23 protein-coding genes and 4 tRNA genes are annotated in these 22,190 nt (G+C 42.8%); 7 read left to right on the plus strand and 20 right to left on the minus strand.

Translation table 11 applies throughout. The features are described from left to right. Position 1: 1 nt before the first annotated feature. Both B0180_RS02070 and B0180_RS02075 read right to left on the minus strand, forming a co-directional pair. The gene (locus B0180_RS02070) at positions 2-526 is read right to left on the minus strand and encodes a hypothetical protein (protein WP_078255463.1); all 525 of its coding nucleotides are present in this window, start codon (positions 524-526) and stop codon (positions 2-4) included. Between the two features lie 77 nt (positions 527-603). After that, complete coding sequence (locus B0180_RS02075) at positions 604-1,485, minus strand: N4-gp56 family major capsid protein (protein ID WP_233424896.1); 882 nt, start codon at positions 1,483-1,485, stop codon at positions 604-606. A gap of 14 nt (positions 1,486-1,499) precedes the next feature. Here B0180_RS02075 and B0180_RS02080 point away from each other — a divergent pair, with 14 nt between their 5' ends. Both B0180_RS02080 and nrdB read left to right on the plus strand, forming a co-directional pair. Then, a complete protein-coding gene (locus B0180_RS02080) occupies positions 1,500-1,880 on the plus strand; it encodes a hypothetical protein (RefSeq protein ID WP_078255464.1) in 381 nt (126 codons plus the stop codon). Positions 1,881-1,894: 14 nt separating this feature from the next. Next, complete coding sequence (gene nrdB, locus B0180_RS02085; RefSeq protein ID WP_078255465.1) at positions 1,895-2,980, plus strand: class Ia ribonucleoside-diphosphate reductase subunit beta; 1,086 nt, start codon at positions 1,895-1,897, stop codon at positions 2,978-2,980. Here nrdB and B0180_RS02090 read toward each other — a convergent pair whose 3' ends face one another. The 9 genes from B0180_RS02090 to B0180_RS02130 all read right to left on the minus strand — a co-directional run bounded on the left by B0180_RS02090 (position 2,981) and on the right by B0180_RS02130 (position 8,431). Then, on the minus strand, positions 2,981-4,006 hold the full coding sequence (locus tag B0180_RS02090; RefSeq protein ID WP_078255481.1) for a tyrosine-type recombinase/integrase: 1,026 nt from the start codon (positions 4,004-4,006) through the stop codon (positions 2,981-2,983). An 87-nt stretch (positions 4,007-4,093) separates the two neighbouring features. Continuing rightward, positions 4,094-4,168: transfer RNA gene (locus tag B0180_RS02095), tRNA-Thr, on the minus strand. A gap of 14 nt (positions 4,169-4,182) precedes the next feature. Then, positions 4,183-4,256, minus strand: a tRNA-Gly gene (locus B0180_RS02100). A gap of 27 nt (positions 4,257-4,283) precedes the next feature. Continuing rightward, positions 4,284-4,367: transfer RNA gene (locus B0180_RS02105), tRNA-Tyr, on the minus strand. A gap of 78 nt (positions 4,368-4,445) precedes the next feature. Further along, positions 4,446-4,521: transfer RNA gene (locus B0180_RS02110), tRNA-Thr, on the minus strand. A 255-nt stretch (positions 4,522-4,776) separates the two neighbouring features. Beyond that, on the minus strand, positions 4,777-5,793 hold the full coding sequence (locus B0180_RS02115) for an RNA-guided endonuclease InsQ/TnpB family protein (protein ID WP_078255466.1): 1,017 nt from the start codon (positions 5,791-5,793) through the stop codon (positions 4,777-4,779). Between the two features lie 3 nt (positions 5,794-5,796). Further along, positions 5,797-6,060, minus strand: coding sequence for a hypothetical protein (locus tag B0180_RS02120; RefSeq protein WP_143821254.1), 264 nt, complete (start codon positions 6,058-6,060; stop codon positions 5,797-5,799). A 6-nt stretch (positions 6,061-6,066) separates the two neighbouring features. Continuing rightward, positions 6,067-6,636, minus strand: coding sequence for an IS607 family transposase (locus tag B0180_RS02125; RefSeq protein WP_078255468.1), 570 nt, complete (start codon positions 6,634-6,636; stop codon positions 6,067-6,069). Between the two features lie 283 nt (positions 6,637-6,919). Next, entirely contained in the window at positions 6,920-8,431 is a 1,512-nt protein-coding gene (locus tag B0180_RS02130) for an anthranilate synthase component I family protein (protein WP_078255469.1), read from the minus strand. 167 nt (positions 8,432-8,598) lie between these two features. On the opposite strand from B0180_RS02130, the gene B0180_RS02135 reads away from it, so the two are divergent. Then, entirely contained in the window at positions 8,599-10,350 is a 1,752-nt protein-coding gene (locus tag B0180_RS02135; protein WP_167366905.1) for an alpha/beta-hydrolase family protein, read from the plus strand. A 78-nt stretch (positions 10,351-10,428) separates the two neighbouring features. On the opposite strand, the gene B0180_RS02140 is transcribed toward B0180_RS02135, so the two are convergent. From B0180_RS02140 to B0180_RS02180, 9 genes are all read right to left on the minus strand, one after another. Continuing rightward, positions 10,429-10,749 (minus strand): YqfO family protein, encoded by a 321-nt coding sequence (locus B0180_RS02140; protein ID WP_078255482.1) that lies wholly within the window; start codon positions 10,747-10,749, stop codon positions 10,429-10,431. Between the two features lie 39 nt (positions 10,750-10,788). Then, the gene (gene purC / locus B0180_RS02145) at positions 10,789-11,499 is read right to left on the minus strand and encodes a phosphoribosylaminoimidazolesuccinocarboxamide synthase (protein WP_064611342.1); all 711 of its coding nucleotides are present in this window, start codon (positions 11,497-11,499) and stop codon (positions 10,789-10,791) included. A gap of 51 nt (positions 11,500-11,550) precedes the next feature. Next, positions 11,551-11,823 carry a hypothetical protein gene (locus B0180_RS02150; RefSeq protein WP_078255471.1) on the minus strand — a complete coding sequence of 91 codons (273 nt, stop codon included), beginning with the start codon at positions 11,821-11,823 and terminating at the stop codon, positions 11,551-11,553. 72 nt (positions 11,824-11,895) lie between these two features. Then, a complete protein-coding gene (gene dapA / locus B0180_RS02155; protein WP_078255472.1) occupies positions 11,896-12,801 on the minus strand; it encodes a 4-hydroxy-tetrahydrodipicolinate synthase in 906 nt (301 codons plus the stop codon). Positions 12,802-12,982: 181 nt separating this feature from the next. Further along, entirely contained in the window at positions 12,983-14,386 is a 1,404-nt protein-coding gene (locus B0180_RS02160) for a trypsin-like peptidase domain-containing protein (RefSeq protein ID WP_208609376.1), read from the minus strand. Between the two features lie 160 nt (positions 14,387-14,546). Beyond that, positions 14,547-15,167 (minus strand): dTMP kinase, encoded by a 621-nt coding sequence (gene tmk, locus B0180_RS02165; protein WP_078255473.1) that lies wholly within the window; start codon positions 15,165-15,167, stop codon positions 14,547-14,549. An 11-nt stretch (positions 15,168-15,178) separates the two neighbouring features. Beyond that, entirely contained in the window at positions 15,179-16,201 is a 1,023-nt protein-coding gene (mltG, locus tag B0180_RS02170; RefSeq protein WP_420866051.1) for an endolytic transglycosylase MltG, read from the minus strand. Positions 16,202-16,424: 223 nt separating this feature from the next. Next, positions 16,425-17,249 carry an aminotransferase class IV gene (locus B0180_RS02175; protein WP_078255475.1) on the minus strand — a complete coding sequence of 275 codons (825 nt, stop codon included), beginning with the start codon at positions 17,247-17,249 and terminating at the stop codon, positions 16,425-16,427. Positions 17,250-17,255: 6 nt separating this feature from the next. Then, positions 17,256-17,855: a hypothetical protein gene (locus tag B0180_RS02180; RefSeq protein WP_078255484.1), complete on the minus strand. Its 600-nt coding sequence runs from the start codon at positions 17,853-17,855 to the stop codon at positions 17,256-17,258. 123 nt (positions 17,856-17,978) lie between these two features. Between B0180_RS02180 and aroE the strand changes: the two genes are divergently transcribed. The 4 genes from aroE (at position 17,979) to trxB (ending at position 22,085) form a co-directional block, all read left to right on the plus strand. Then, the gene (gene aroE, locus B0180_RS02185) at positions 17,979-18,770 is read left to right on the plus strand and encodes a shikimate dehydrogenase (protein ID WP_078255476.1); all 792 of its coding nucleotides are present in this window, start codon (positions 17,979-17,981) and stop codon (positions 18,768-18,770) included. A 36-nt stretch (positions 18,771-18,806) separates the two neighbouring features. Next, a complete protein-coding gene (locus B0180_RS10125) occupies positions 18,807-18,950 on the plus strand; it encodes a hypothetical protein (protein WP_167366906.1) in 144 nt (47 codons plus the stop codon). A gap of 232 nt (positions 18,951-19,182) precedes the next feature. Then, a complete protein-coding gene (locus tag B0180_RS02190) occupies positions 19,183-21,003 on the plus strand; it encodes an acyl-CoA dehydrogenase C-terminal domain-containing protein (protein ID WP_078255477.1) in 1,821 nt (606 codons plus the stop codon). Positions 21,004-21,134: 131 nt separating this feature from the next. Beyond that, positions 21,135-22,085, plus strand: coding sequence for a thioredoxin-disulfide reductase (gene trxB / locus B0180_RS02195; protein ID WP_078255478.1), 951 nt, complete (start codon positions 21,135-21,137; stop codon positions 22,083-22,085). The last annotated feature ends 105 nt before the right edge of the window (positions 22,086-22,190 follow it).

Genomic DNA, 22,190 nt, shown 5'->3' on the forward strand with positions numbered 1-22,190 from the left:
TTTAGTCAATTACTTCACGTGTCTCTTGACGCTTAGCCAATTCTGCAATTTCTTCTTCTGTCGGTAGTGGCAATTCTTGTACAGCAAATGCAGGAACTAAACGAGACTCTACAAGCTTATTATGACGGTTATTTGGATCATCACGTTCAATAAACTGTTGGAATTGTTTATCTTTGATGGCTTTAAGAATAATATTCTCTACAAGCCAAGGTTTACCAAGTGGTACTACACGCTTAATTGTACCAATGACTGAGTTACCTACTTGAAAAGTTTCAAAACCAATATTCGCTTTTTGACTGTTCATTGACGTTACTACGACATGAACAAGCTTTAAGTTCTCATCTTCTACGGCTTGGATTTCTTCAGAAATATCTTGATCCGTATCTTTAAGCAGTTCATTAGCAATCATTTGCTTGAGTGCTTTAGCAGTGACTTTAGCAGGATAGGTTAAGCCAAGATCATCAGCTTGATCTTTTAATTGTTGTAGTTCAGTTTTTGGTTTATCTTGTACAGTTTCAGTAGTCATGGTAAGTATCCTTATTTAGAATTAAGTTTAAAAACATATACCCCACACCAATTTGTAGGGTATATGTGAGTTAGTTATTACATTTTAGCGACAACTTTAAGAAGTGCTAGACGCTCTACATACTGTGGCATAAAGCCATACCACCACTTCTTAGAAGCAAAGCCAGTTTCACCATACGGATCAGCAGATGATGCAGTTGCTTCCCCGGGCTTCTTATGAATGGTTTGAAATTTACCTTTACCACCCCCTGATTGGAAACCAATAGTAGTAAATGATTCATCACCTACAACCAAGAATGGGAAGACATCATACTTACTGTTAGTCTTATAGTAAGCAGCATTAGTTGCATTAGCACCTACACCTGCCCATTTCATCATACGTGGGACAACCACAATACGGAAACCTGCAATACGACCTACTTCACCTTTCAGTAGGGTAGTCCCTGCTGCGTATTGGTGTGCAGGAATAAATGCAGGCTTGTTATGATAATCTACCATCGCTTCTAAGGTAGGAATCAGCTCAGAGCCTACATAAGCCACACGACAATCAGGGATTGTACGGGTATCAGTGAGCTGTGTACCAGTAATAATCTTGGTTTGTTTAGGACAACGGTTTTTATCTAAATCAATACCAAGCTTAACCAGATCAGCATAGTTGAGTTCCATGCCATGAGTCAGCTCACTGTTTTGTGTTGCTGTACCTGCATACTTAACTAGACCTGCATTAGTCAATAGATCTACTTGTAGCTTGTCTTCATACACAGTCATACAAGCATTGGTAGTTTCACGCTCAAGATGCTCAAGTAGTTTTGCATCAGAATCAAAGTTTACAACATCATTTGAGTATTCATAGAACACACCAAACTTTTGTAGGTTAGATTGAATCTCTTTACGAGTCATACCGATGCGGTTCTTACGACCGCCCAATTCACCTAGTACTGGGAATTTATCAGTAATCAAGCCTGCATCATTAGATGAACAAAACAAAACTGATTAACGAGTTAAAAACCCATCAGCTTTTTATTTCAGCTATGGATACTGAGAAAGATAAATTAATTGCTTCTGGTATTTCTATTGCGATTAATGTTATTAAGAATCATAAAGAAAGTGAATGGATAGACACCCTAGAACAGCTACCGCCTAGCGGTAAACTGGTGTTACTGGCAACAGATCTAGGTGAAGATTCACTTGTACCAGTAGTAGGTCAGTTAATTGAATATGATCAAAACTTCATTGAAGAAGATGATGATGTCATTGATACTTTAGAATGGTTAAATTCAGAAGATGACAGCTTTGGTGCTGAATTTGATGATGTTAAGTATTGGCTTCCAATTCCTGAATTCCCTAAAAATTAAACCAAGGAGTATTAATGTATTCTGTATTTAATCCTATTCCTAATGATGCTACCAAAGAGCCTATGTTCTTAGGTGAATCAGTAAATGTATCACGATTTGATAAACAGCGTTACCCTATCTTTGAACAGCTTACAGAGAAACAGATCAGTTTCTTTTGGAGACCTGAAGAGATTGATGTATCTAAAGATCGTAGAGATTTTATTGAATTACCTGCACATGAAAAACATATCTTTGTTTCTAATCTAAAATACCAAACACTATTAGACAGTGTACAAGGTCGTAGTCCTAATGTTGTGCTATTACCCTTGGTTTCAGTACCTGAATTAGAAACTTGGATTGAAACTTGGGCTTTCTTTGAGTCTATTCATGCTCGTAGTTATACCCATATTATTCGTAATATCTTTAATAATCCCAGTGAAATTTTAGATGATATTGTGGTTAATCCAGAGATTATTAAACGTGCTAAATCTATCTCTGAATACTATGATACTCTACACAGCTTATCGTTAGAATATCAACAAGATAAAGCAGTTAATATGTATGAGCTAAAGAAACGCTTATACCTATGTATTATGAGTATTAATGTACTAGAAGCTATTCGTTTCTATGTATCATTTGCTTGTTCATTTGCCTTTGCTGAGCGTAAAGTGATGGAAGGTAATGCTAAGATCATTAAGTTAATTGCACGTGATGAAGCTTTGCATTTGAATGGTACACAGCATATCCTATCTCTGTTACAGAAAGAAGATCCTGATTATAAAGCCATTGCAGATGAATGTCGTCAAGAAATCTATGATATTTTCTGGTCAGCTTATGAACAAGAAAAAGCATGGATTGAGTACTTATTTAAAGATGGTTCTATGATTGGTTTAAATAAAGATATTCTTACCCAGTACTTAGAATATATTACTGGTTTAAGAATGAAAGCCATTGATCTAAAACCTTTCTTTAGTACATCAAATCCTATTCCTTGGATTGCTAATTGGTTATCATCAGATAATGTTCAAGTAGCGCCTCAAGAAACAGAGATTACATCTTATGTTGTGGGTCAGATTGATTCTGAACTACAAGATGATGCGTTTGATAATTTTGAGTTATAACTAGTCTTCAGACATCATCTGAAGTACTTCATTAATGGTAGGGTTATAATAAGTATTTAATAAAATCTTTAGATCTTTATGACCTGTGATTTTTGCCAGTGTTTCTACTGGCATTTTATATTTATAAACAAACCTACTAATCGCTTCATGCCTGCTATCATGAAATGTTAAATCCTTAACCTTGGCTTTGGATCTTACCCTTTCCCAAGCCAAGCGAAAGGTATTAACATTAATACTGGTAGGTATTAGTTGATTGTCTTGATGATATGATAAAGCCAATACAACTAATTCTTTTGCAGTTTTATTTAAAGGGACATTCCTACTATCACCATTCTTGGTTTTAGTTAGGTGAATGTAATTCTCTTTAATATCTGTTCTACAGACACTTAGTATCTCACCTCTTCTCATAGCAGTCTCTATGGCGAATAAGAAAGCCCATACGACCCATTGATTACTTGTTGATGGTTTAGTACCAGTCCAATCTACAGCTTGCTTAAGCAGCCTTATATCATTATCTGTAACCCTTCTATTCCTTGGTTTAGAACTTGTAGGTTTACTGACTTGAGAAAAAGGATTGATCGTTAAGATAAATAACTCTTTTACTGCATAACTAAAAACAGCAGAAAGATAAGAAATTTCTCTTTTAAGCGTACTGGGTTTGACTGACTGTAATCTACTATTACGCCATAGGGTTAAATCTTTAGGTGTGATTTGATGTATCTGTTTTTGACTCAGTTCAGGATAATCTCTTAATAAGATTCTTCTGGTAAATTTATCACTATCACTTCTTTTATATCTACCAATATTCTCATGATACAGCTTAAGTAATTCTGACAATGTTAATGTGACTGTTAGAGATGATTCAACCACTTCATCTTTACGACCTGCTTTATGTTCTAATAACATATTAGCAGCCCATTGTTCACATTCTTTTGCAGTATCTCTAGTTGCAGAGAGTCTCTTACCATTGATCATCAACTCAATACGATAAGAATGACCTCTTTTTCTTGGTTTAGGTAATTTCATTGGCGTAATCTTGGCGTAATTAGAAGGCAAATTACACCAAAAAATCCCCAATAAAAAATCCTTAGAAATATCTAAGGATTCTAAATATGGAGCTCTTGGCGAGAATTGAACTCGCGACCTCTCCCTTACCAAGGGAGTGCTCTACCCCTGAGCTACAAGAGCAAACTTGAGTGATATGGAGCGGGTGGCGGGAATCGAACCCGCACCATCAGCTTGGAAGGCTGAGGTTCTACCACTAAACTACACCCGCAGGGTAGTATACCTAGGTAGGGAATAATGGTGGTGGGGGAAGGATTCGAACCTTCGAAGCTTTCGCGACAGAGTTACAGTCTGTTGGGTTTGACCGCTCCCCAACCCCACCAAGTTTGATAGGTATTCTTTTACTGGTCTGGTAAAAGATGAAGCCCATTTTATGGGCTTAACCTAATATTTTTAGGAATGGTGCCGGCTGCCGGAATCGAACTGGCGACCTACTGATTACAAGTCAGTTGCTCTACCAACTGAGCTAAGCCGGCGGTGTATTTCCTAAGTGGTGCATATAATAGCAAATTTTTGAGAATGTGCAAGCTTTTTTTTAAAATTTTAATCCAAATCACTGAGAATTTTTATAAATTATTGATTTTTATAAATTATTTATGTTCAAATAATCCGATCGTTGCTCATACTTAAAATAACGCATAAAAATTGAATCATTTTATTCAAATGGACACAACCTGTCCCATTAAGTATTTATAGTTCCAAATTTCACGGAAAAACACGGAAATTTAAGTTTAAGAATTAGCCTTTAATGGATTAATCATCTTAGGCGTACTACACACCACTATTGGGTTGTAATCAAACTTCCCAATTACTTTTCTTAAAATATTGTAAGCACCATTGACATCAGCATTGATAAGCGTGTTATTGCTTGATTTAAATAAACCACGCTTAACACGTTTACCTTGATAATTAACTTGTTTAGCAATGGGTTCATCATCAAGAAAGCTACATTTACTTGTATAACTTTCTTCAGCAACAATCACATCAATGCCTTGTAATTTAGCTTTATACTGTATCATTTGTACCAATCTTGCAAAAGGCACACTGACAAAACTTTGATTGTTTCTTTTACCAATATTTATCCCTTGTTTCCAATCTTGATTATAACCGATAACAATCGTTGTTATCTCGTTGGCAACTGCGTGGTTGATAAGATAATGGCTTGCTTTATGTAAATAATCATTGATTTGATTATTACGTTTAAATGATAACTTATTTAATTGTTTGTTAATGCAGTTAATCTGTGGAATGATTTTATTGCTTTGCTTGGCAAGGTGAATAAATTTGTCTTTTTCACCCTGTAGCTTAGCTTTGATTTTATTAAAAAATTGATTAACAGATTTTACAGTCTTACCTGTAACAATAAAAGGCGTATTGTTTGTGTTGCTAACAGCGGTTATAAGATTATTTAAACCTAAATCAACCGCTATATAACGCCCATTATTGTGTTTAGGCGTTGGCTTGTCTGTTTTGTAAGTGATCTTAATATCATAACCATTGGCAATATTGACAACTTTGACTTCTTGTATGTTGTCAAAATTGATGATGTTTTTAAGTTTGCCAAGTTCAAAAGACAATGGTGTATCAAAATAGCTTGAAAGGGTTAAAATGCCTTTTTGCAAATCACGTTTAGAAACTGCTTGTTTGGTAAAAATAATGTTAGCTCGTCCTTTGGTTTTATCTAAATATTTTGGTAATTTAGGACGAGCTAAAAACTTGGATTTGTCTTTATGATAGGCTTTAATCACCGCCTAAAAAGACCCAAAGTTTTGAGAAACTTGTTTAATTACTTGCTGTGCAACTTTGGCAGGCATAGCAATATAATCACCTTGTTTTTCTTGGGTGAGTTGATTGATGAGATTAAAAGCGGTTGGCGTTTTGTTATTTGTAATGATGGCTTGTCTGTTGTGATAGGTTGCTACATTGAATAGGTTTTTACACAAAAACGCATAGTCATCAAGCATTTTGTAATGCTTGTGGTTTTGTTTAATGCGGATTGTGTGAGTTAAGTACATGGCAGTTTATTTGTCCTGCAATTTTTTAATAAGTTGTTCGGTTTTGCGTTTGGTTCTTCTTTGTCCGTAAATCCTAGCATAAAATGAAGTGATGATTGAAGTAAAATCAGCAATTAAGTCTTCTCTTTCATCGATCACTTGATTAACCACTTCTATTTTACGGTTTTGCATAGCAAGCAAGGTTTTAATGTAGTTAAAGCCAAAGCGTGTTAATCGGTCTTTATGTTCGACAATAATGACATCGACTGTTTTGTCATTGAGTAGGTCTATGAGTTTCTTACGATTGTCATTTAAACCACTACCCACTTCTTTAATTACCTTATCAACTTTATAGCCACGAGCATTGGCATAAGCAATCATTCTATCGGCTTGACTATCAAGGTTGCTTTTATTTTCGCTTGATGAAACACGGCAGTAGATACAAACAACGGTTTGTTTACGCACCTCATTATCAACAATCAATATCCGTCCAGTGGTTGTTAGTTCGGATTGTACCTTGCCACTTTTTACCCATGCCCATACAGTGCGATAGGTTACTTTGTTGAGTTTTGCATATTCGGATATTTTGTATTTCATTTAATAATTGATGATGTGGCAATAATTATTTACCATATCAAAAATGGAAATTTATATAAGTGTTTTCCGTGTTTTTCTGTTATTTAAATGAAGTTAAGTTATACTAAGTCAAGCCATTGTGAAACTGGTAGAAGATGATCAAATTATTGAGCAATTACCAGGTAAGTTATGGCGGTCAACGCAATCAGGAAACTTTTTAGAGCCTATAGAAACTGTACATATTGAAATTTAAAATTTAGGGTCGGAATTAACGACCCTAAATTTATAGAAATTATGCCAGGCTCTAAATCTCAAGCCCTCTACACGCCATTTCTACTGCCTTGACAAGGGCTAAAGCTTTTTTGTTGGTTTCATCCCATTCAGCCATAGGGTCTGAATCTGCCACCACGCCTGCACCAGCTTGTACGTGGATTTGACCATCTTTCATGACGGCTGTACGTATCGCGATGGCAGTATCCATATTACCATGCCAGCCCAGATATCCAATCGCCCCACCAAAAACGGTGCGGCGCACCGGCTCAACCTCATCAATGATTTGCATGGCGCGGATTTTTGGAGCGCCGGACAAGGTGCCTGCTGGAAAAGTCGCGCAAAACACATCCAAAGCATCCACATCTTGGCGCACACGTCCCTCGACATTACTGGCAATATGCATGACTTGTGAGTAGCGCTCAATGAACATCTTATCGGTCACCTTAACCGAACCGATCTCACAGACGCGCCCAATGTCATTACGTCCTAGATCAATGAGCATCAGATGTTCTGCGATCTCTTTTTGATCGTTTAATAACTCATGCTCAAGCGCCAGATCCTCATCCATATCACTGCCACGCCGGCGTGTACCTGCCAATGGTCTGACCGTCACTGTGCCGTTTTCGATGCGCGATAAGATCTCAGGGGAAGCGCCAATGATATCAAACGGAGATTTGGCTGCACCAAAAGTTTCACCATGCAGCATAAATAGATACGGCGATGGGTTTAAATAACGCAGCGCTCGATACACGCTGAGCGCATCTCCTTCAAAATCGGCTGACAATCTTTGAGCAGGCACGACTTGCATCACATCGCCTGCCAAGATATAGTCTTTGATTTTTTGGACATCATCACAGAATTTTTGCTCACCTGTGGCTGACACAAACTTTGGTATCGGTTGCACTTTGGTGGTCAGATCTGGCTTTTGATTCAGGGCATTTTCGATATTCGTTAAGCGACTGAGCGCATCTTCATAGCCGTTTTCAACATCACAGTTGGCATAGACCACAATAGAAAGCGTGTGCTCAAGATTATCAAAGACCACTACCTCTGTAGAAAGCATCAGCCACAGATCAGGCAAATTCAAAGGATTGGGTGCGCCAGAATGCCCAACTGTCGGTTCAATCGTGCGTATCAAATCATACCCAAAATACCCCACCAAACCGCCACTAAAGACTGGTAAATTTGGCACATCGTCTTTGGTGGGCATTTTAAATTGCCCCATAAAGCGTCGAATCTCATCAAACGGCTGATCGGTCTTTGTGCTTGATACCGTACCCACAAGCTCCGACCCTACACGCATAACGCCATCTTGGTATTCAAAATACACCCCCTTGCCCAGACCAATCATCGAGTAACGCGCAAAACGCTCACCGCCAACCACTGACTCAAACAAATATGCCTTGGGATTGAGCTGTCTGATATTGGCAAAAACCGACACAGGCGTGGCGTCATCCATAAGACGTTTTTTGATCAAGGGTACATGACTAAAGCCCTGACTTTTGAGGCGAAGATACTCGTGATGACTCAGCAAAGTTGACATGATACTTCCAAAATTTTTATAAAAATTGGTCTATCATAGCATAAAAAATTGGGCTTAAAAACCTAAAATTCATTAACGCTTTTACAACAAAGTTTTTTATTTCTTTTATTTTTTATTTAATTAAAATGATAAAATCTTTGTCTTTATTTTGTCATTTTTGGGTTATTATGAAGCTGCCATCCAGTGCCAACGCGCCATCCCACCATCCCATCGCCTCACCTTGGTTGTTTTTTCACACATTGAGTATTTTTGGGCTTATTTTGGGGTTTGTCTGTTTTTATATCTCCATGACGCCCATGTTACTGCCGCGCTCATGGTTGATACAAGCCGTTTGCTGTGCGGTATCTGGATCAGTTGGCTATGCTGTGGGTAAATTTATTCATCATGCCATCAATCTGATTTGTCTTGCACTAAATCGCCCAAAGATCACCATTTTGAGCAAATACCGTTTACCCATTACTTTCATTGGACTGCTGGGTTTGGTTGCCATGACAGTTTATCAGTGGCAGATCATGCAAACCATGCGTGACTTGATGGATATGCCCAAAGAGCCGCTGTACCTTACGGCCCTTGGCGTGGTGATTGGGGTGTTGGGCTGGCTTGGTATCATTGTATTAGGTCGATGGATTATTGTTTTGATTGAGTGGCTGGTGAATCTGACTGCTCCAAAACTTGCATTGCCGATTCGCGTGATCACCTGGGTTTTGGTCACTGCATTGGTCGGCTCAGTTTTGATAGGGCTGACGCGTCATTATGTATGGCGCCCTGCCTTACAATTCATCTCTCAAAAAGCCCTTGAGCTTGATTTGACAGAGCCTGAGTCTTTGAATGCACCCACCACGCCCAACCGCTCAGGCGTTGATGGCGTCTCAACTCAGCCATGGCAGGCGCTTGGACATTATGGTCAGCGTTTTGTCTCACTTGGTCCAAGTGCAGCTGACATCTCTTCGGTCACTGGCAAGCCTGCTTTGGAGCCTATCCGTGTCTTTGTTGGGCTTGATCATGAAGAATCTGTCACCAGTGATGCAGACGCACTGGTGGCATTAGCCCTTAAAGAGATGGACAGAACAGGCGCATGGCAGCGATCACACTTGGTCATTCATGGCGCGACAGGTCGTGGCTGGGTTGAAGAATACAGCAGCTTAGCAGCAGAATATCTGACCGATGGCGATATAGCCAGCGTCTCCATCCAGTATTCTTATTTGCCAAGCCAAATTTCATTCATTGTTGATAGGCAAGCTTCCAGTGAAGCCAACCAGCGATTATATCAAGCCATTCAAAATAGACTGTCCAAGCTTGATCCCAAACACCGCCCCAAGCTTTATTTGGCTGGTGAATCACTGGGCGCCTTTGCCACCCAAAGCAATTTTCAAGATTATAATGAACTGATATCAAGTATTGATGGTGCTGTATGGGTCGGCACGCCACGACTGAGCGAGCTTTGGTCAAATTTGGTTAAGATGCGTGCAGATAGCACCCCTGAGAATTTGCCCATTATCGACGGAGGACGGCATGTGCGATTTATGGATTATCCAGAAATGCTAAGCGCACAAGGTCATCCTCAAGGACATCTTTATGAAAATTGGCAGCCGCCGCGCATTGTCTTTGTGCAATATGCATCTGATCCGATTGTCTGGTGGTCACCCGACATGCTCTATCGCCGTCCAGATTGGATGAGCGAGCCAGCAGGGCGAGATCTTGCTCGTATGCCGCTTTGGCTACCTATTTTGAGCCTTTGGGAGCTGAGCTTAGATATGCCAGCATCAAGCAACACTCCACCAGGGCATGGTCATATCTATCGCCATGATGCGATTCACGCTTGGCAAGCCGTGCTAGACACCCAGAGCCCCACTTACGAAACATTAGCGCAAGTCATCGAAGATCGCGTGCAAGAAGGCGTCACTGAGCGCAGCGATTAACAGGGTCATAACAAATAAGCCTTTGAAAACTTCCAAAGGCTTATTAAAGATTGGCTAGATAATGTTAATTTGACAGGCTTAATCGCTTTCAATATCTACCGTCTGATAGACTTCATAGGCAGGTACTTCATAAGGATGTGCCTGTTTATAAGCCTCAACAACCTCATACAGCTTATTTTCAGGTACCATCATCTCCACTTTCCATTCAGAGACTTGACTGACCTGACCGATTTCGCCCACTGCTGGATTGGCGCCTTCTAAGGGGCGAAACTGACCCACGCCCAATGTCTGCCAGCTGCAGTGTTCATATTGACCAAAATGACCAGCCCCAGCTTCAAACATCGCGGTTTTCACCGTCTCCAGATCGGATTCTGGGATATAGGTGACGATTTTATACATCTGAAAGTACATGGCTTTGTCTTCAAAATCTTCAAATGATCACAAAGGCACACCGATGCGGCGAGCAACTTCCTCATAGCCTTCAACCACATCGCCCAAACCTTGACGGAAGCGATCTTTATCAAGTTTTTTCTTGGTTTGTTTATCCCACAAGCGGCAGCCATCTGGCGAAAATTCATCACCAAGCACCACGCGACCTTGGAATAACCCAAACTCCAATTTAAAATCCACCAACATCAAATCAGCTTCATCAAATAATTTTGATAATACTTCATTAACCTTTAAAGTTAGGCTTTGCATTTGGGCAAGCTCATCAGCTGTGGCATAGCCCAGTGCAATGGCGGTTGATTCACTCAGCATTGGATCACCAAGCGCATCATCCTTATAGAACAGCTCATAAGTTGGTGGCAATAATGGCAAACCTTCGGACAATCCCAAGCGCTTCATCAAGCCGCCAGCGGCATAGTTACGCACAACGGCTTCTACAGGAATCATTTTCAGGCGCTTTACCAAAACTTCGTCATCAGAAAGCTGCTTTTCAAAGTGCGTTTCGATGCCTGCATCGGCAAGCTTTTGCATGATATAAGCATTGAAGCGATTATTCACCATGCCTTTACGATCAAGGCTTTCCATTTTTTCGCCATTAAATGCGCTGGCATCGTTGCGAAAATGTAGAATTAAATAGTCAGGATGATCAGTTTCATAAACTGATTTGGCTTTTCCGGTATAAAGTAGCGCTTGTTTTTGCATGGTAATCTCGTTTGATTAATAAATAAAAGTCATCCAAAGCTTCGAGCCATATTACCTAACACTCGGTGGTCTTGGCAGTTGATACTGCTTGCCTGAGTCATTGATAAAATCTGGCAACTGACTCACCGAATCTGGCGTATTATATAAAGGGGTGAATTCTGCAGCTGGCTGCTGAGCTGGCAGCTGAATGGGCGCCAGTTTTTTTTCATCGCGATAATCTAAGCTGCCATTATCACGCTTTGACAGAATATTTTTGGTTGCTGTACAGCCTGTCAGCACGACGCTCGCCATCAACACACCGGCAGTAATTTTTAAAAATTTCATAAACATTCCACTTTTGTCTTGTGTCTGGGCATTGCCCCTATTTATTCGCAGTTAAGCAAGCATTGGCTCAAACTAAAGCAAGCCTGCTTTTTTTAGTGCATTATCAATGGTTTCGTGATATTGTTCAGAAAGCCATACCATCGGCAAGCGGATGCCTTTATCAATTTTACCCATCTTATTCAAGGCGTATTTGACAGGCTGTGGACTGGATTCAATGAATAAATCACGATGTAGATGAACGACTGTGTCATGAATTTGGCAGGCTTCATCAAAACGACCTTCAAGCGCCAACTCAAACGCCTGACTCATCGCCTTAGGTGCGATATTAGAAGTGACAGAAATATCGCCTTTTGAGCCATATTTAATCAGCTCAAGCGCGGTTGGATCATCACCTGATAATACCACCAATCGCTCACCCACTCGGCGAATCAAGCTAATGCCACGCTCAAGATCGCCCGTGGCGTCCTTGATTGCCACGATATTATCAATATCCGCCAAACGGCTCACTGTCTCTTCAGATAAATCAGCAACCGTGCGACCAGGCACATTGTATAAAATCTGAGGAATATCCACCGCCTCAGCAATCGCCTTAAAGTGCTGATACATGCCTTCTTGGGTTGGCTTGTTATAATATGGCACAACCAATAAAGCAAAATCAGCGCCTGCTTGCTTGGCAGCAGCGGTCAGAGCAATCGCCTCATGGGTTGAGTTAGCACCAGTGCCTGCGATGACCGGGACACGCCCTGCGACTTGTTTCACAAAAAAGCGAATCACATCAATATGCTCATCCATCGCAAGGGTCGCTGACTCGCCCGTGGTGCCTACCGCTACCAAGGCATTGATTCCTTCATCAATCTGCCAATCTATCAGACGGGCAAGCGTATCATAGTCCACCGAGCCATCTGGCTTCATGGGAGTCACCAAAGCGGTCATTACACCTTTTAATGTTGATTTGATTTGTTGATACGCATCTGTCATAAGACACCTTGCTGAATACTTTTAGTTATGATGAAGATGATTGGAGCTGCTTTAGCTAAGATTTTAACAAGCAGAATAATCTTTTGTAGTTTATCACATTTAGATGACATTTTTACAGTTATTTTATGATCTGGCTTGGTCGGTTTAAGTCATTGATCGTCAGGCACACTTTAAACATCGTTTAGTCATCGATACGCAGCCCAATAATAGCAGGCGTGCCTTGGCGAATCAGCTGCACTGCTACCACGCCCGATTTTGGCAGCTGGGCGACAACAGCGGCAAACTCTTCAATATCGCGGATGGGTTGATGATTTAACCCAACAACCACATCACCAGGACTGATGCCAGCGCGCGCAGCTCGGCCCACCAGATCCACCGAAGTAATCATCACGCCGCCATTGACACCATAGCGACTCAATGTACGCCGCTCGGCTGCATTAAGCGATCTTAAGCGCACACCCAAACGCACGCCATCAGTATTTTTTGATTTGAATTCGGAGGCAATGTCATTTTGAGCATCACCAAAATTGCCTGATGCGGTATACTGCCGTCCTTGACGCTGATAGGTCAGCACAAAAGAGTCATTGGGTTTGGCACGATTGATTTGGTTTAATAAATCATGGGCATGGACAATCGGAATGTCATTAAAACTTAGCACCACATCCCCAGCTTTAAGGCCTGCTTGACTGGCGGGATAATCTGGATTTACGCGAGTGAGCAGCGCCCCTTGAGGTCTGGACAATCCATATGCTTCAGCCAAATTGCGATCAACATCCTGAACAGAGATGCCTAAATACACTCTGGTGACGCGTCCATGTTCGCGAATTTGGCGATAAATGTCCATGGCAGCATCAATAGGAATGGAAAATGACAGCCCCATATATCCGCCAGTGCCACTAAAGATCAAAGAATTGACCGCCACCACTTCTCCGTGCTGATTAAACAACGGTCCGCCTGAATTACCAGGATTTAAGGCGACATCACTTTGGATAAAGGGGACGGCTGCCTCACGGCTGACATTACGAGATTTTGCCGAGACAATCCCTGCTGAGGCTGAATAATCAAAACCAAACGGAGAGCCAATGGCAAGTACAGGTTCGCCAACTTTTAGAGTATCTGTTTTAGCCACTGGTAAGGCAGGGAAATGAGCGCCTGAAACTTTCAGCACCGCGATGTCTGAGCTTTCATCACTACCGACCAAAGTCGCATCAAGCTCAGTGCGATCATGCAAGGTAACGGTAATGGTTTGAGCATTTTCGATCACATGATGATTGGTCAAAATATAACCATCTTGGGTAATAAAAAATCCCGTGCCATAGCCATGCTCGATCACTGGAATATCAGGCAGCTTGGCTTGATTACCCAAAAATCCTTTGAGTAATTCAACAGCGCGCGCCTGCGCCAGCGTCTCTTGATCAACATTTTTAGTGATGCTGATACGCACAACCCCTGGCGAGACGCGCTCAACCAAGTCTGAAAAGTCCACTTGATGAGCGGCATGTGCTTGGGTAGCATGCGTTAGCGTAAACCAAGCAGGCGTCGATACCATCATGGCTGTACACAGCGCCAGAGCGATTTTGCGCATAAAAATTCCTTATCGTAGCGAGCGGTGATTTTGCCAAAGTATCATCAATTTTTATCTTACCGTCAAGATTGTTTTGGCGACAAAATCTTACCAAAGCTTTACAAAAGCTGATGATAACGGTCAATAAAGCGCCACAAAAGCAGCTTAAGCCATGAGATGGTCAATCAAGACCCAAAGCAGCATCTATCCGTGCCGCCACATCTGCCACGGTGCCATTTGCGTCAATACGGTGAATGCGATTGGGGTGCTGGCTGTGCTGATATGCCAAGCCTTGATGCACACGCTCAAAAAAAGCGATGTCGTTGGCTTCCACTCGGTCGGCAGCACTGCGTTTGGCGGCGCGCTGCATGCCTGTGGTCACATCCAGATCAAGCCAAAGCGTCACATCAGGATGGATGGGCACAAACTGCTCAATCAAAAGCTCAATCTTAGCCAGTGCCGCTTGGTCTCCTTGGTAGCGCCCAAAGCCTTGATAAGCCACCGTACTATCAAAAAATCGGTCACTGACCACCCATTGACCTGACTTGATCGCAGGTAAAATCACCTGATGCAAATGATCACTACGCGCAGCAAACATCAGCAAAATCTCTGTATCGGCATTCATATCCGTATCAGGATTTAAAAATAATTGGCGCAGCTGCTCAGCCAGCTCACTACCCCCAGGTTCGCGCGTGCGCAAGACTTGAATACCACGATCTGCCAGCCGATCAATCAGCGCTTCGATCGCCGTGGTCTTGCCCACGCCTTCAGTGCCTTCAAAACTGATAAATCGCCCTTGCATATCCCTTCCTTTTATTGAGTACTGCTGCGCATGACAGCGCGATATTCTGCCACAGCTTTTTGGTGTTCTTGGTAGGTGCGGCTAAACGTATGGCCTCCATTACCTGTCGCCACAAAGAAAATCACATCGGTATCCGCTGGATGCATGGTTGCCTTGATAGAAGCCGCCGAAGGCAGCGCAATGGGCGTAGGCGGCAAGCCATCAATTTGATAGGTGTTATACTCTGTTTTTTCAGCAATATTACTTCGATAAATCTTGCCATCATAACGATCGAATAATCCATAAATGATGGTTGGGTCGGTCTGTAGTCGCATGCCTTGACGCAAACGATTGACAAACACCGCCGAAACCATCTGCCGCTCTTGTGCAACCCCCGTTTCTTTTTCAATAATGCTTGCCATGATCAGTGCCTCATACGGCGTCTCATAAGGCAAGTTCTCATCGCGAGACTCCCAAGCTTCATTTAAAATATTCAGTTGATCTTGATATAAGCGCTTTAAAATCGCCAAATCTGTTGTGCCATGCGCAAATTTATAAGTATTTGGCGCAAACATCCCCTCTAAATTTCCGTTGGGTGATTCAATCTCAAGTGCCTTTGCCACCGCCTCATTATCACGCGCCACATCCGTCCAGCCATAACCGTCCGAAGGTGGGGTAAGCACTTCTAAAGCCACGCCGTCGGTTGTCTTAAGGGCATGATACAAATCCTTAACCGTCTTCCCTTCAATGATACGCAAGCTAAATTCAGTCGCTGTTCCGCCCTCGCTTAAAATACGCACCATCTGAGCAAGGCTGGCACCTGCTGGCACCTGATAACCGCCAGCCTGTAGCGGCTTATCTGTGGCAAGCGCAACATATGCCTTAGTCACAAATGCCGAGCTCAAAAACGCATCCGACCAAGGCTCTTCACTCAAAAGACTGTGATAAGTCTCGCCTTTATCAACCGTGATCACATGCTCTGGGTGTCCAGTGGTCGCATAAATCGACTGATACACCACAAACAGCACAAGCAGCGTGGCAACCAAAGCCATCATCAAAAGTACAGTTTTGATGGGGGAATTGGGCGAAGTGGCGTGAGTTTTTGGGCGTCTTGATGCACGCCTATGGTTTGGTGTTTTTTGGGGTTTTTGGGTTTTTTTTGGAGCTGCCATAACATTTCATTGCGATATATTTTGTTCATTTTAGCAAAAATTTATGACAAATAGCCACTAAATTTAGCCCACATCTCAAAGCACATCTCATGACAGATCAATAAAATCAGCCAAAAGTATGAGCAAGTTTGCGTCCGTTCAACATTGACATGGCTGTCATGCCGCGAACCGCGTTGGTCGTGATTAAGCCGTCAATCAAATCAAGATCTGCATCGGTTAAGACGCGCTCTTTGACATCACCAAGCAGACCGCTTTGGATGACGGCGCGTCGCATGACCCCCAACACGCCTGATTTATCAACCAAAGGCGTGTACCAATCTTGTCCAAGGCGATAAAACACATTCCCCATCGTGGCACAAATCCACTCGCCATGCACATTGGCAACCAAACCATCCAAAATACTGTCATCTGCTCGCTGACGATGGAGTAGCTCTGCATGCCCAAACACCTGCTCGATCGAGCCAATCAGCTTCATCCCTACTAGGTGCGGTGGACGGTGGGATAACTTGTGCGTCAAGCAGACCATTTGGCGCGCCATTGTGGGCTGAATGGGTATGCCTTTGACAAATGATACACCTTGATAAATTGCCGATGGCATGACTTTAATAAACACTTGAGCAGGCTGCGCCGCCAAAAAACCATAGCCGCGTACGCTTTGCTTGGGTCGAGTGATGATGATTTTGATCATGCCTTCTGTCATGTGATCGGCAAGCTGACTTAAAGCCGTCATCATCTCATCAGTTTCTAAATTAAGCTTAAAAATACTCAAACCATGCGTGATTCTGTCGCGGTGTAATTCAGCAAAAAGGATCTCACCTTGGTGCACGCCGATGGTACTAAAAAATCCATCCCCAAAAGCAAAAGCTCGCTCATCCATGCGATCATCTGTCACCACCAAAGCATGATCTAGATATTGATAAAAATTTGGCATAGACAGTTATTTATGCAAAATAATTTGGCAGCGGTAGTCTTGGCAATCTGCCTGCTCAAGACCAAGTGCACCAATGCGCTGCGATCCCATGGCGACGCCTTGGAGTATTTGATGCACCACATGCGCGCCTGTATTTGGGTCAAGCATACTCATCATACGATAGCCACGCTTGGCAAAGTCGATGGACTGCGCTTTGGTTGCCTCATCATCGGTAGGGGCGGCATAATACCAAACCACCTCCAAAAACTCCTGCGACTCAATGACATAAAAAGGCGGTTCGTGCGGTGCGCTAAAGCGGTAACGGGTCGCACGCTTACCATGAAAATCAAGCGCTTCTTCTGTTGTGGCAGTGCTGCCAAGCTGTGCTTTTAGCTCTTCAATATCGCTGCTTGTATCGGCAGCCTTTTGCCATGCGGCAGTATCATAGACGACAGGCTCATAGACCTTGACCTCACCATCATCTTCGACCAATTCTTCATCAGCGACTGGACGAAACGTCAAAAACAGCACCGCCAAAACTGCCAATAAAACTGCCCATATTAGCCAAGTTTTACGGATTTTTTTGGGAGAAGCACTGGGGGTTTTTTTTGGTTGGTCGCTTGCCATGACATTACCATTAATCAAAATTTTAATAATTTTAACATAAAAGCCCATAGACACCACCCCATCAGCAGCGAATTTTGATAAAATTAGCTTTTGATCATTTTAGCCTATCGGAAACTCCGCCCCATGCAGCACTTTATCGTCATTGGTAATCCCATCAATCACTCAAAAAGCCCCCAAATCCATGCTGCGTTTGCGCGCAGTGTTGGGCTGCCTATCAATTATCAAAAACAATACTGTCCTAATGACGCCGAAAGCTTTGCTGCGGTTGTGTCTGCATTTTTTGCAGGCGGCGGTGTGGGTGCAAATGTCACGCTGCCTTTTAAAGAAATGGCTTATCAGCTGGTTAAAGATCGCGGTCAGCTTAGCAGCTACGCCGCCAGTGCCGGTGCGGTGAATACCCTGATGCAAAAAGACGGTCAGCTGTATGGCGATAACACCGACGGGCGGGGACTGGTGGCTGATCTGCACTCCCAGCATGTGGATTTGGCACATAAAACAATCGCCATCCTCGGTGCTGGTGGCGCAACTCGTGGCGCGATCTTGCCACTTTTAGAAACTGGCTCACAGATCACTGTTTTTAATCGCACTTTATCAAAAGCCCAAGCCTTGATTGATGATTTTAACTCTGATCGTTTAAGCGCAAAGCCGCTATCGGACTTAAACACTGCCGATGCCTTCGATGTGATTATCAATGCCACGTCTGCCACCACCACAGGGCAAGTGCTTGATTTGGGCAGCTGCTCGGCTAGCTTTGCCTATGATATGATGTACGGCAAGCCATCGGAATTTTTGGCGCATTTTGAAAAACAAGGTGCCAAGAGATCCGATGGTTTTGGTATGCTTATCCATCAAGCAAAACTGTCTTTTGAGCTGTGGACTGGCGAGACGATTGACTTATCCCAAGTGGAATTTTAAATTGACTGTTTATTTAACATTAATTGGAGAGATGACATGACCGAAAAACTTCAAACTCAAGCCGATGAGATGTTTGATGATTTAGAGGATTTATTTGATGATTTTGATGGCGTCGCGGTTGAAGGTGGCGTCGATAGCATCAACGATGAAGGCTGCGAAGGCGGTGCATGTAAGCTGTAATCAGACAGATTAAGAAGTCATTGAATGGACTGTGGATAGTTTATGGCTTGTTTTAAGGGTATTTCGTACAGTTGAATAACTAATAATTATAATGAATCTTAGTTATTATGAAAATAAGTTATCTATACCATTTTAACCCTTTAATAAGCAGCAAAATCTCTGTATAGTGAAAGCATCTCAAGCAGTTTTTGAGTGCTCACATGCCCTATAAATTGAAATAAAAGGATATTTCATGTTAACTTATAAAGCCCCTTTGCGCGATATCAAATTTTTGATGAACGAAATGCTTGACTATCAAGCGCATTACAAAACATTGGACAATGGCGCCGCTGCAGATCCTGAGTCGGTGGATATGATTCTAGAAGGCTTTGCAGATTTTGCCGAAAATGTGCTATCGCCTTTATATCAGCCTGCCGATGCCGAAGGCTGTACTTTTAAAGATGGCGAAGTCACCACACCGACTGGCTTCAAAGAAGCGTATCAGCAGTTCGTTGAAGGCGGCTGGCAAGGCATCAGCTATCCTGAAGAATTTGGCGGCATGAATTTGCCGATGTCTTTAAATCTGATCAAATCAGAAATGATGGGTACGGCAAACTGGCCATGGGCAATGTATCCTGGTCTTACCACAGGCTCTGTTAATACGATTTTACAGTATGGCGACGCCGAACAAAAATCTACCTATCTGCCAAAACTGATCTCAGGTGAGTGGTCAGGTACGATGTGTTTAACAGAAGCACAAGCCGGTACCGACTTAAATCAAATGAAAACTCGTGCGGTGCCAAACGATGATGGCAGCTACGCAATCACTGGCAGTAAGATTTTCATTTCTGCAGGTGAGCATGATTTGACCGAAAATATTGTTCACATTGTCTTGGCAAGACTGCCTGATGCGCCTGCTGGTACTAAAGGTATTTCACTATTCATTGTGCCGAAGTTCCTGCCAAATACTGATGGTGAAGTCGGCGAGAAAAATGCGGTTGTCTGTGGTTCAATTGAACACAAAATGGGCATTTCATCATCTGCCACCTGTGTCATCAACTTTGATGCTGCCACTGGTTTCTTAATTGGTGAGCCGAATAAAGGCTTAAAAGCGATGTTCACCTACATGAATACGGCGCGTATTGGTACTGGTATTCAGGGTCTGGCGCATATGGAATTATCTTTCCAAAACGCCCTACCTTATGCCAAAGAACGCCGCTCTATGCGAGCACTATCGGGCACCAAAGAGCCAGATCAGCCGGCAGATGCCATCATCCATCACGCTGATGTCCGCCGTATGCTACTAACCCAAAAAGCATTCGTGGAAGGCGCTCGCTCAATGATCTATCACACCGCACGCTATGCAGATAAACTGGCTGAGGCGGTTGCCAAAGGTGATGAAGCTGCCATCAAAAAGTGGGATGATAAGATGGGCTTTTATACGCCAATTTTAAAAGGCTTCTTGACAGAGCTTGGCATTGAAGCCGCTAAGCATGGTCAGCAAATCTATGGTGGTCATGGCTATATCAAAGAGTCAGGCATGGAGCTGATCGCTCGTGACGCGCGCATCTCGACACTGTATGAAGGCACTACAGGCGTACAGGCACTGGACCTATTGGGCAGAAAAGTACTGCTGCATGGTGGCGGTAAAGCAATTCGTGATTATACTGCGAGCATCATGAAATGGTGTGGTGAGTATGCCCTAGATAAAGACATGCGCAAATATGTCTGGGTACTGACCAAACTGTGTGCTGAATGGAACATGCTAACCGCACGCCTACTACTGACCGCGCGTAAAGATCGTGACATTGTATCAGCGGCTTCTGATGACTTTTTGATGTATTCAGGCTATGTGATGATGGCATATCATTGGGCACGCATGGCAGCCGTTTCATTTGATAAGATCAAAAATGGCGGTGAGCAGCCTAAAGAGTTTTATATCGCCAAAACTCAGACAGCTGAATTCTACTTTGAAAAGCTTCTGCCACGCAGCTCAGCCCACGCAGAGAGCATGACCGTACCAAGCGAGACTATGATGCAGATGGACATTGATCACTTTGCATTTTTAGATTAATCGTTGCATGATCTAAAGTAAGTCGTGTTGTATCAAAAGCTCAAATCCCAATGATTTGGGCTTTTTACTTGCAATTATGGGTGGCAGCCTTATATACTTATCAAATCGTTATTTAATTAGGAAGTGAAATTATGTCAAAGCATCATCGCCTTATCATCTTAGGCTCAGGCCCTGCAGGCTACTCTGCTGCAGTCTACGCTGCGCGCGCCAACCTAAATCCTGTCATCATTACAGGCTTACAAGTTGGCGGACAACTGACCACAACCACTGAGGTGGATAATTGGCCAGGCGATGCGCATGGTCTGACTGGTAATGGTCTGATGGATCGCATGAGAGCACATGCCGAACGCTTTGGCACAGAGCTCATTTATGACAGCATCAATCAAGTCGATTTACAAAATCGCCCTTTTACATTGGTGGGAGATAGCGGTACTTATACCTGTGACGCGCTGATCATTGCCACTGGCGCCACGGCTCAGTATTTGGGACTCGATTCTGAACAAAAGTTTATGGGTCAAGGGGTATCTGCATGTGCCACTTGTGATGGCTTTTTTTATAAGAATCAAAAAATTGCCGTGGTCGGCGGCGGTAACACCGCTGTGGAAGAGGCGCTGTATCTTTCTAATATCGCCAGCGAAGTCATCTTGATACATCGCCGCGATAGCCTGCGCGCCGAAAAAATCCTGCAAGATCAATTATTTGAAAAAGTTAAAAGTGGTAATATTAAGATTGAATGGAATCATCAGGTCAAAGAAGTGACTGGGGATGACATGGGCGTTACTGGGCTTACCATTGAATCAACCCAAGACGGATCGGTTAAACAGTTGGACATTATGGGTCTGTTTGTTGCTATTGGCCACAAGCCAAATACTGGGCTATTTGAAGGTCAGCTTAAGATGCAAGATGGCTATATTATTGTTAATAGCGGATTGAGTGGCAATGCAACCGCGACCAGTATTGAGGGCGTGTTTGCTGCTGGGGATGTGGCTGATCATGTCTATCGCCAGGCGATTACATCAGCTGGTACTGGATGTATGGCTGCACTTGATGCCGAAAAGTATTTGGATGCCCTCACTATCTAAGCTCAAATTTCTAAATAAAAAATGTGTTGGGTAACCAGCACATTTTTTATTTAATGCTCACGTCTAAAAAAAATCCAACCACCACCCATAAGAAAAACCAAACCC

Origin of the sequence: Moraxella canis (assembly GCF_002014965.1) — a bacterium.
Classification (GTDB): domain Bacteria; phylum Pseudomonadota; class Gammaproteobacteria; order Pseudomonadales; family Moraxellaceae; genus Moraxella; species Moraxella canis.

Bases quoted from the DNA above. Each gene is read 5' to 3' on its own strand.
- B0180_RS10125 (WP_167366906.1), top strand. From the start codon at position 18,807: ATGACCGAAAAACTTCAAACTCAAGCCGATGAGATGTTTGATGATTTA.
- purC (WP_064611342.1), bottom strand. From the start codon at position 11,499: ATGCAAAAACAAGCGCTACTTTATACCGGAAAAGCCAAATCAGTTTAT.
- trxB (WP_078255478.1), top strand. From the start codon at position 21,135: ATGTCAAAGCATCATCGCCTTATCATCTTAGGCTCAGGCCCTGCAGGC.
- B0180_RS02120 (WP_143821254.1), bottom strand. From the start codon at position 6,060: ATGTACTTAACTCACACAATCCGCATTAAACAAAACCACAAGCATTAC.
- B0180_RS02080 (WP_078255464.1), top strand. From the start codon at position 1,500: ATGAACAAAACAAAACTGATTAACGAGTTAAAAACCCATCAGCTTTTT.
- B0180_RS02160 (WP_208609376.1), bottom strand. From the start codon at position 14,386: ATGCGCAAAATCGCTCTGGCGCTGTGTACAGCCATGATGGTATCGACG.
- B0180_RS02130 (WP_078255469.1), bottom strand. From the start codon at position 8,431: ATGTCAACTTTGCTGAGTCATCACGAGTATCTTCGCCTCAAAAGTCAG.
- mltG (WP_420866051.1), bottom strand. From the start codon at position 16,201: ATGATGGCTTTGGTTGCCACGCTGCTTGTGCTGTTTGTGGTGTATCAG.
- B0180_RS02070 (WP_078255463.1), bottom strand. From the start codon at position 526: ATGACTACTGAAACTGTACAAGATAAACCAAAAACTGAACTACAACAA.
- tmk (WP_078255473.1), bottom strand. From the start codon at position 15,167: ATGCAAGGGCGATTTATCAGTTTTGAAGGCACTGAAGGCGTGGGCAAG.
- dapA (WP_078255472.1), bottom strand. From the start codon at position 12,801: ATGACAGATGCGTATCAACAAATCAAATCAACATTAAAAGGTGTAATG.
- nrdB (WP_078255465.1), top strand. From the start codon at position 1,895: ATGTATTCTGTATTTAATCCTATTCCTAATGATGCTACCAAAGAGCCT.
- aroE (WP_078255476.1), top strand. From the start codon at position 17,979: ATGCAGCACTTTATCGTCATTGGTAATCCCATCAATCACTCAAAAAGC.
- B0180_RS02125 (WP_078255468.1), bottom strand. From the start codon at position 6,636: ATGAAATACAAAATATCCGAATATGCAAAACTCAACAAAGTAACCTAT.
- B0180_RS02135 (WP_167366905.1), top strand. From the start codon at position 8,599: ATGAAGCTGCCATCCAGTGCCAACGCGCCATCCCACCATCCCATCGCC.
- B0180_RS02140 (WP_078255482.1), bottom strand. From the start codon at position 10,749: ATGTATAAAATCGTCACCTATATCCCAGAATCCGATCTGGAGACGGTG.
- B0180_RS02150 (WP_078255471.1), bottom strand. From the start codon at position 11,823: ATGAAATTTTTAAAAATTACTGCCGGTGTGTTGATGGCGAGCGTCGTG.
- B0180_RS02180 (WP_078255484.1), bottom strand. From the start codon at position 17,855: ATGGCAAGCGACCAACCAAAAAAAACCCCCAGTGCTTCTCCCAAAAAA.
- B0180_RS02190 (WP_078255477.1), top strand. From the start codon at position 19,183: ATGTTAACTTATAAAGCCCCTTTGCGCGATATCAAATTTTTGATGAAC.
- B0180_RS02090 (WP_078255481.1), bottom strand. From the start codon at position 4,006: ATGAAATTACCTAAACCAAGAAAAAGAGGTCATTCTTATCGTATTGAG.
- B0180_RS02175 (WP_078255475.1), bottom strand. From the start codon at position 17,249: ATGCCAAATTTTTATCAATATCTAGATCATGCTTTGGTGGTGACAGAT.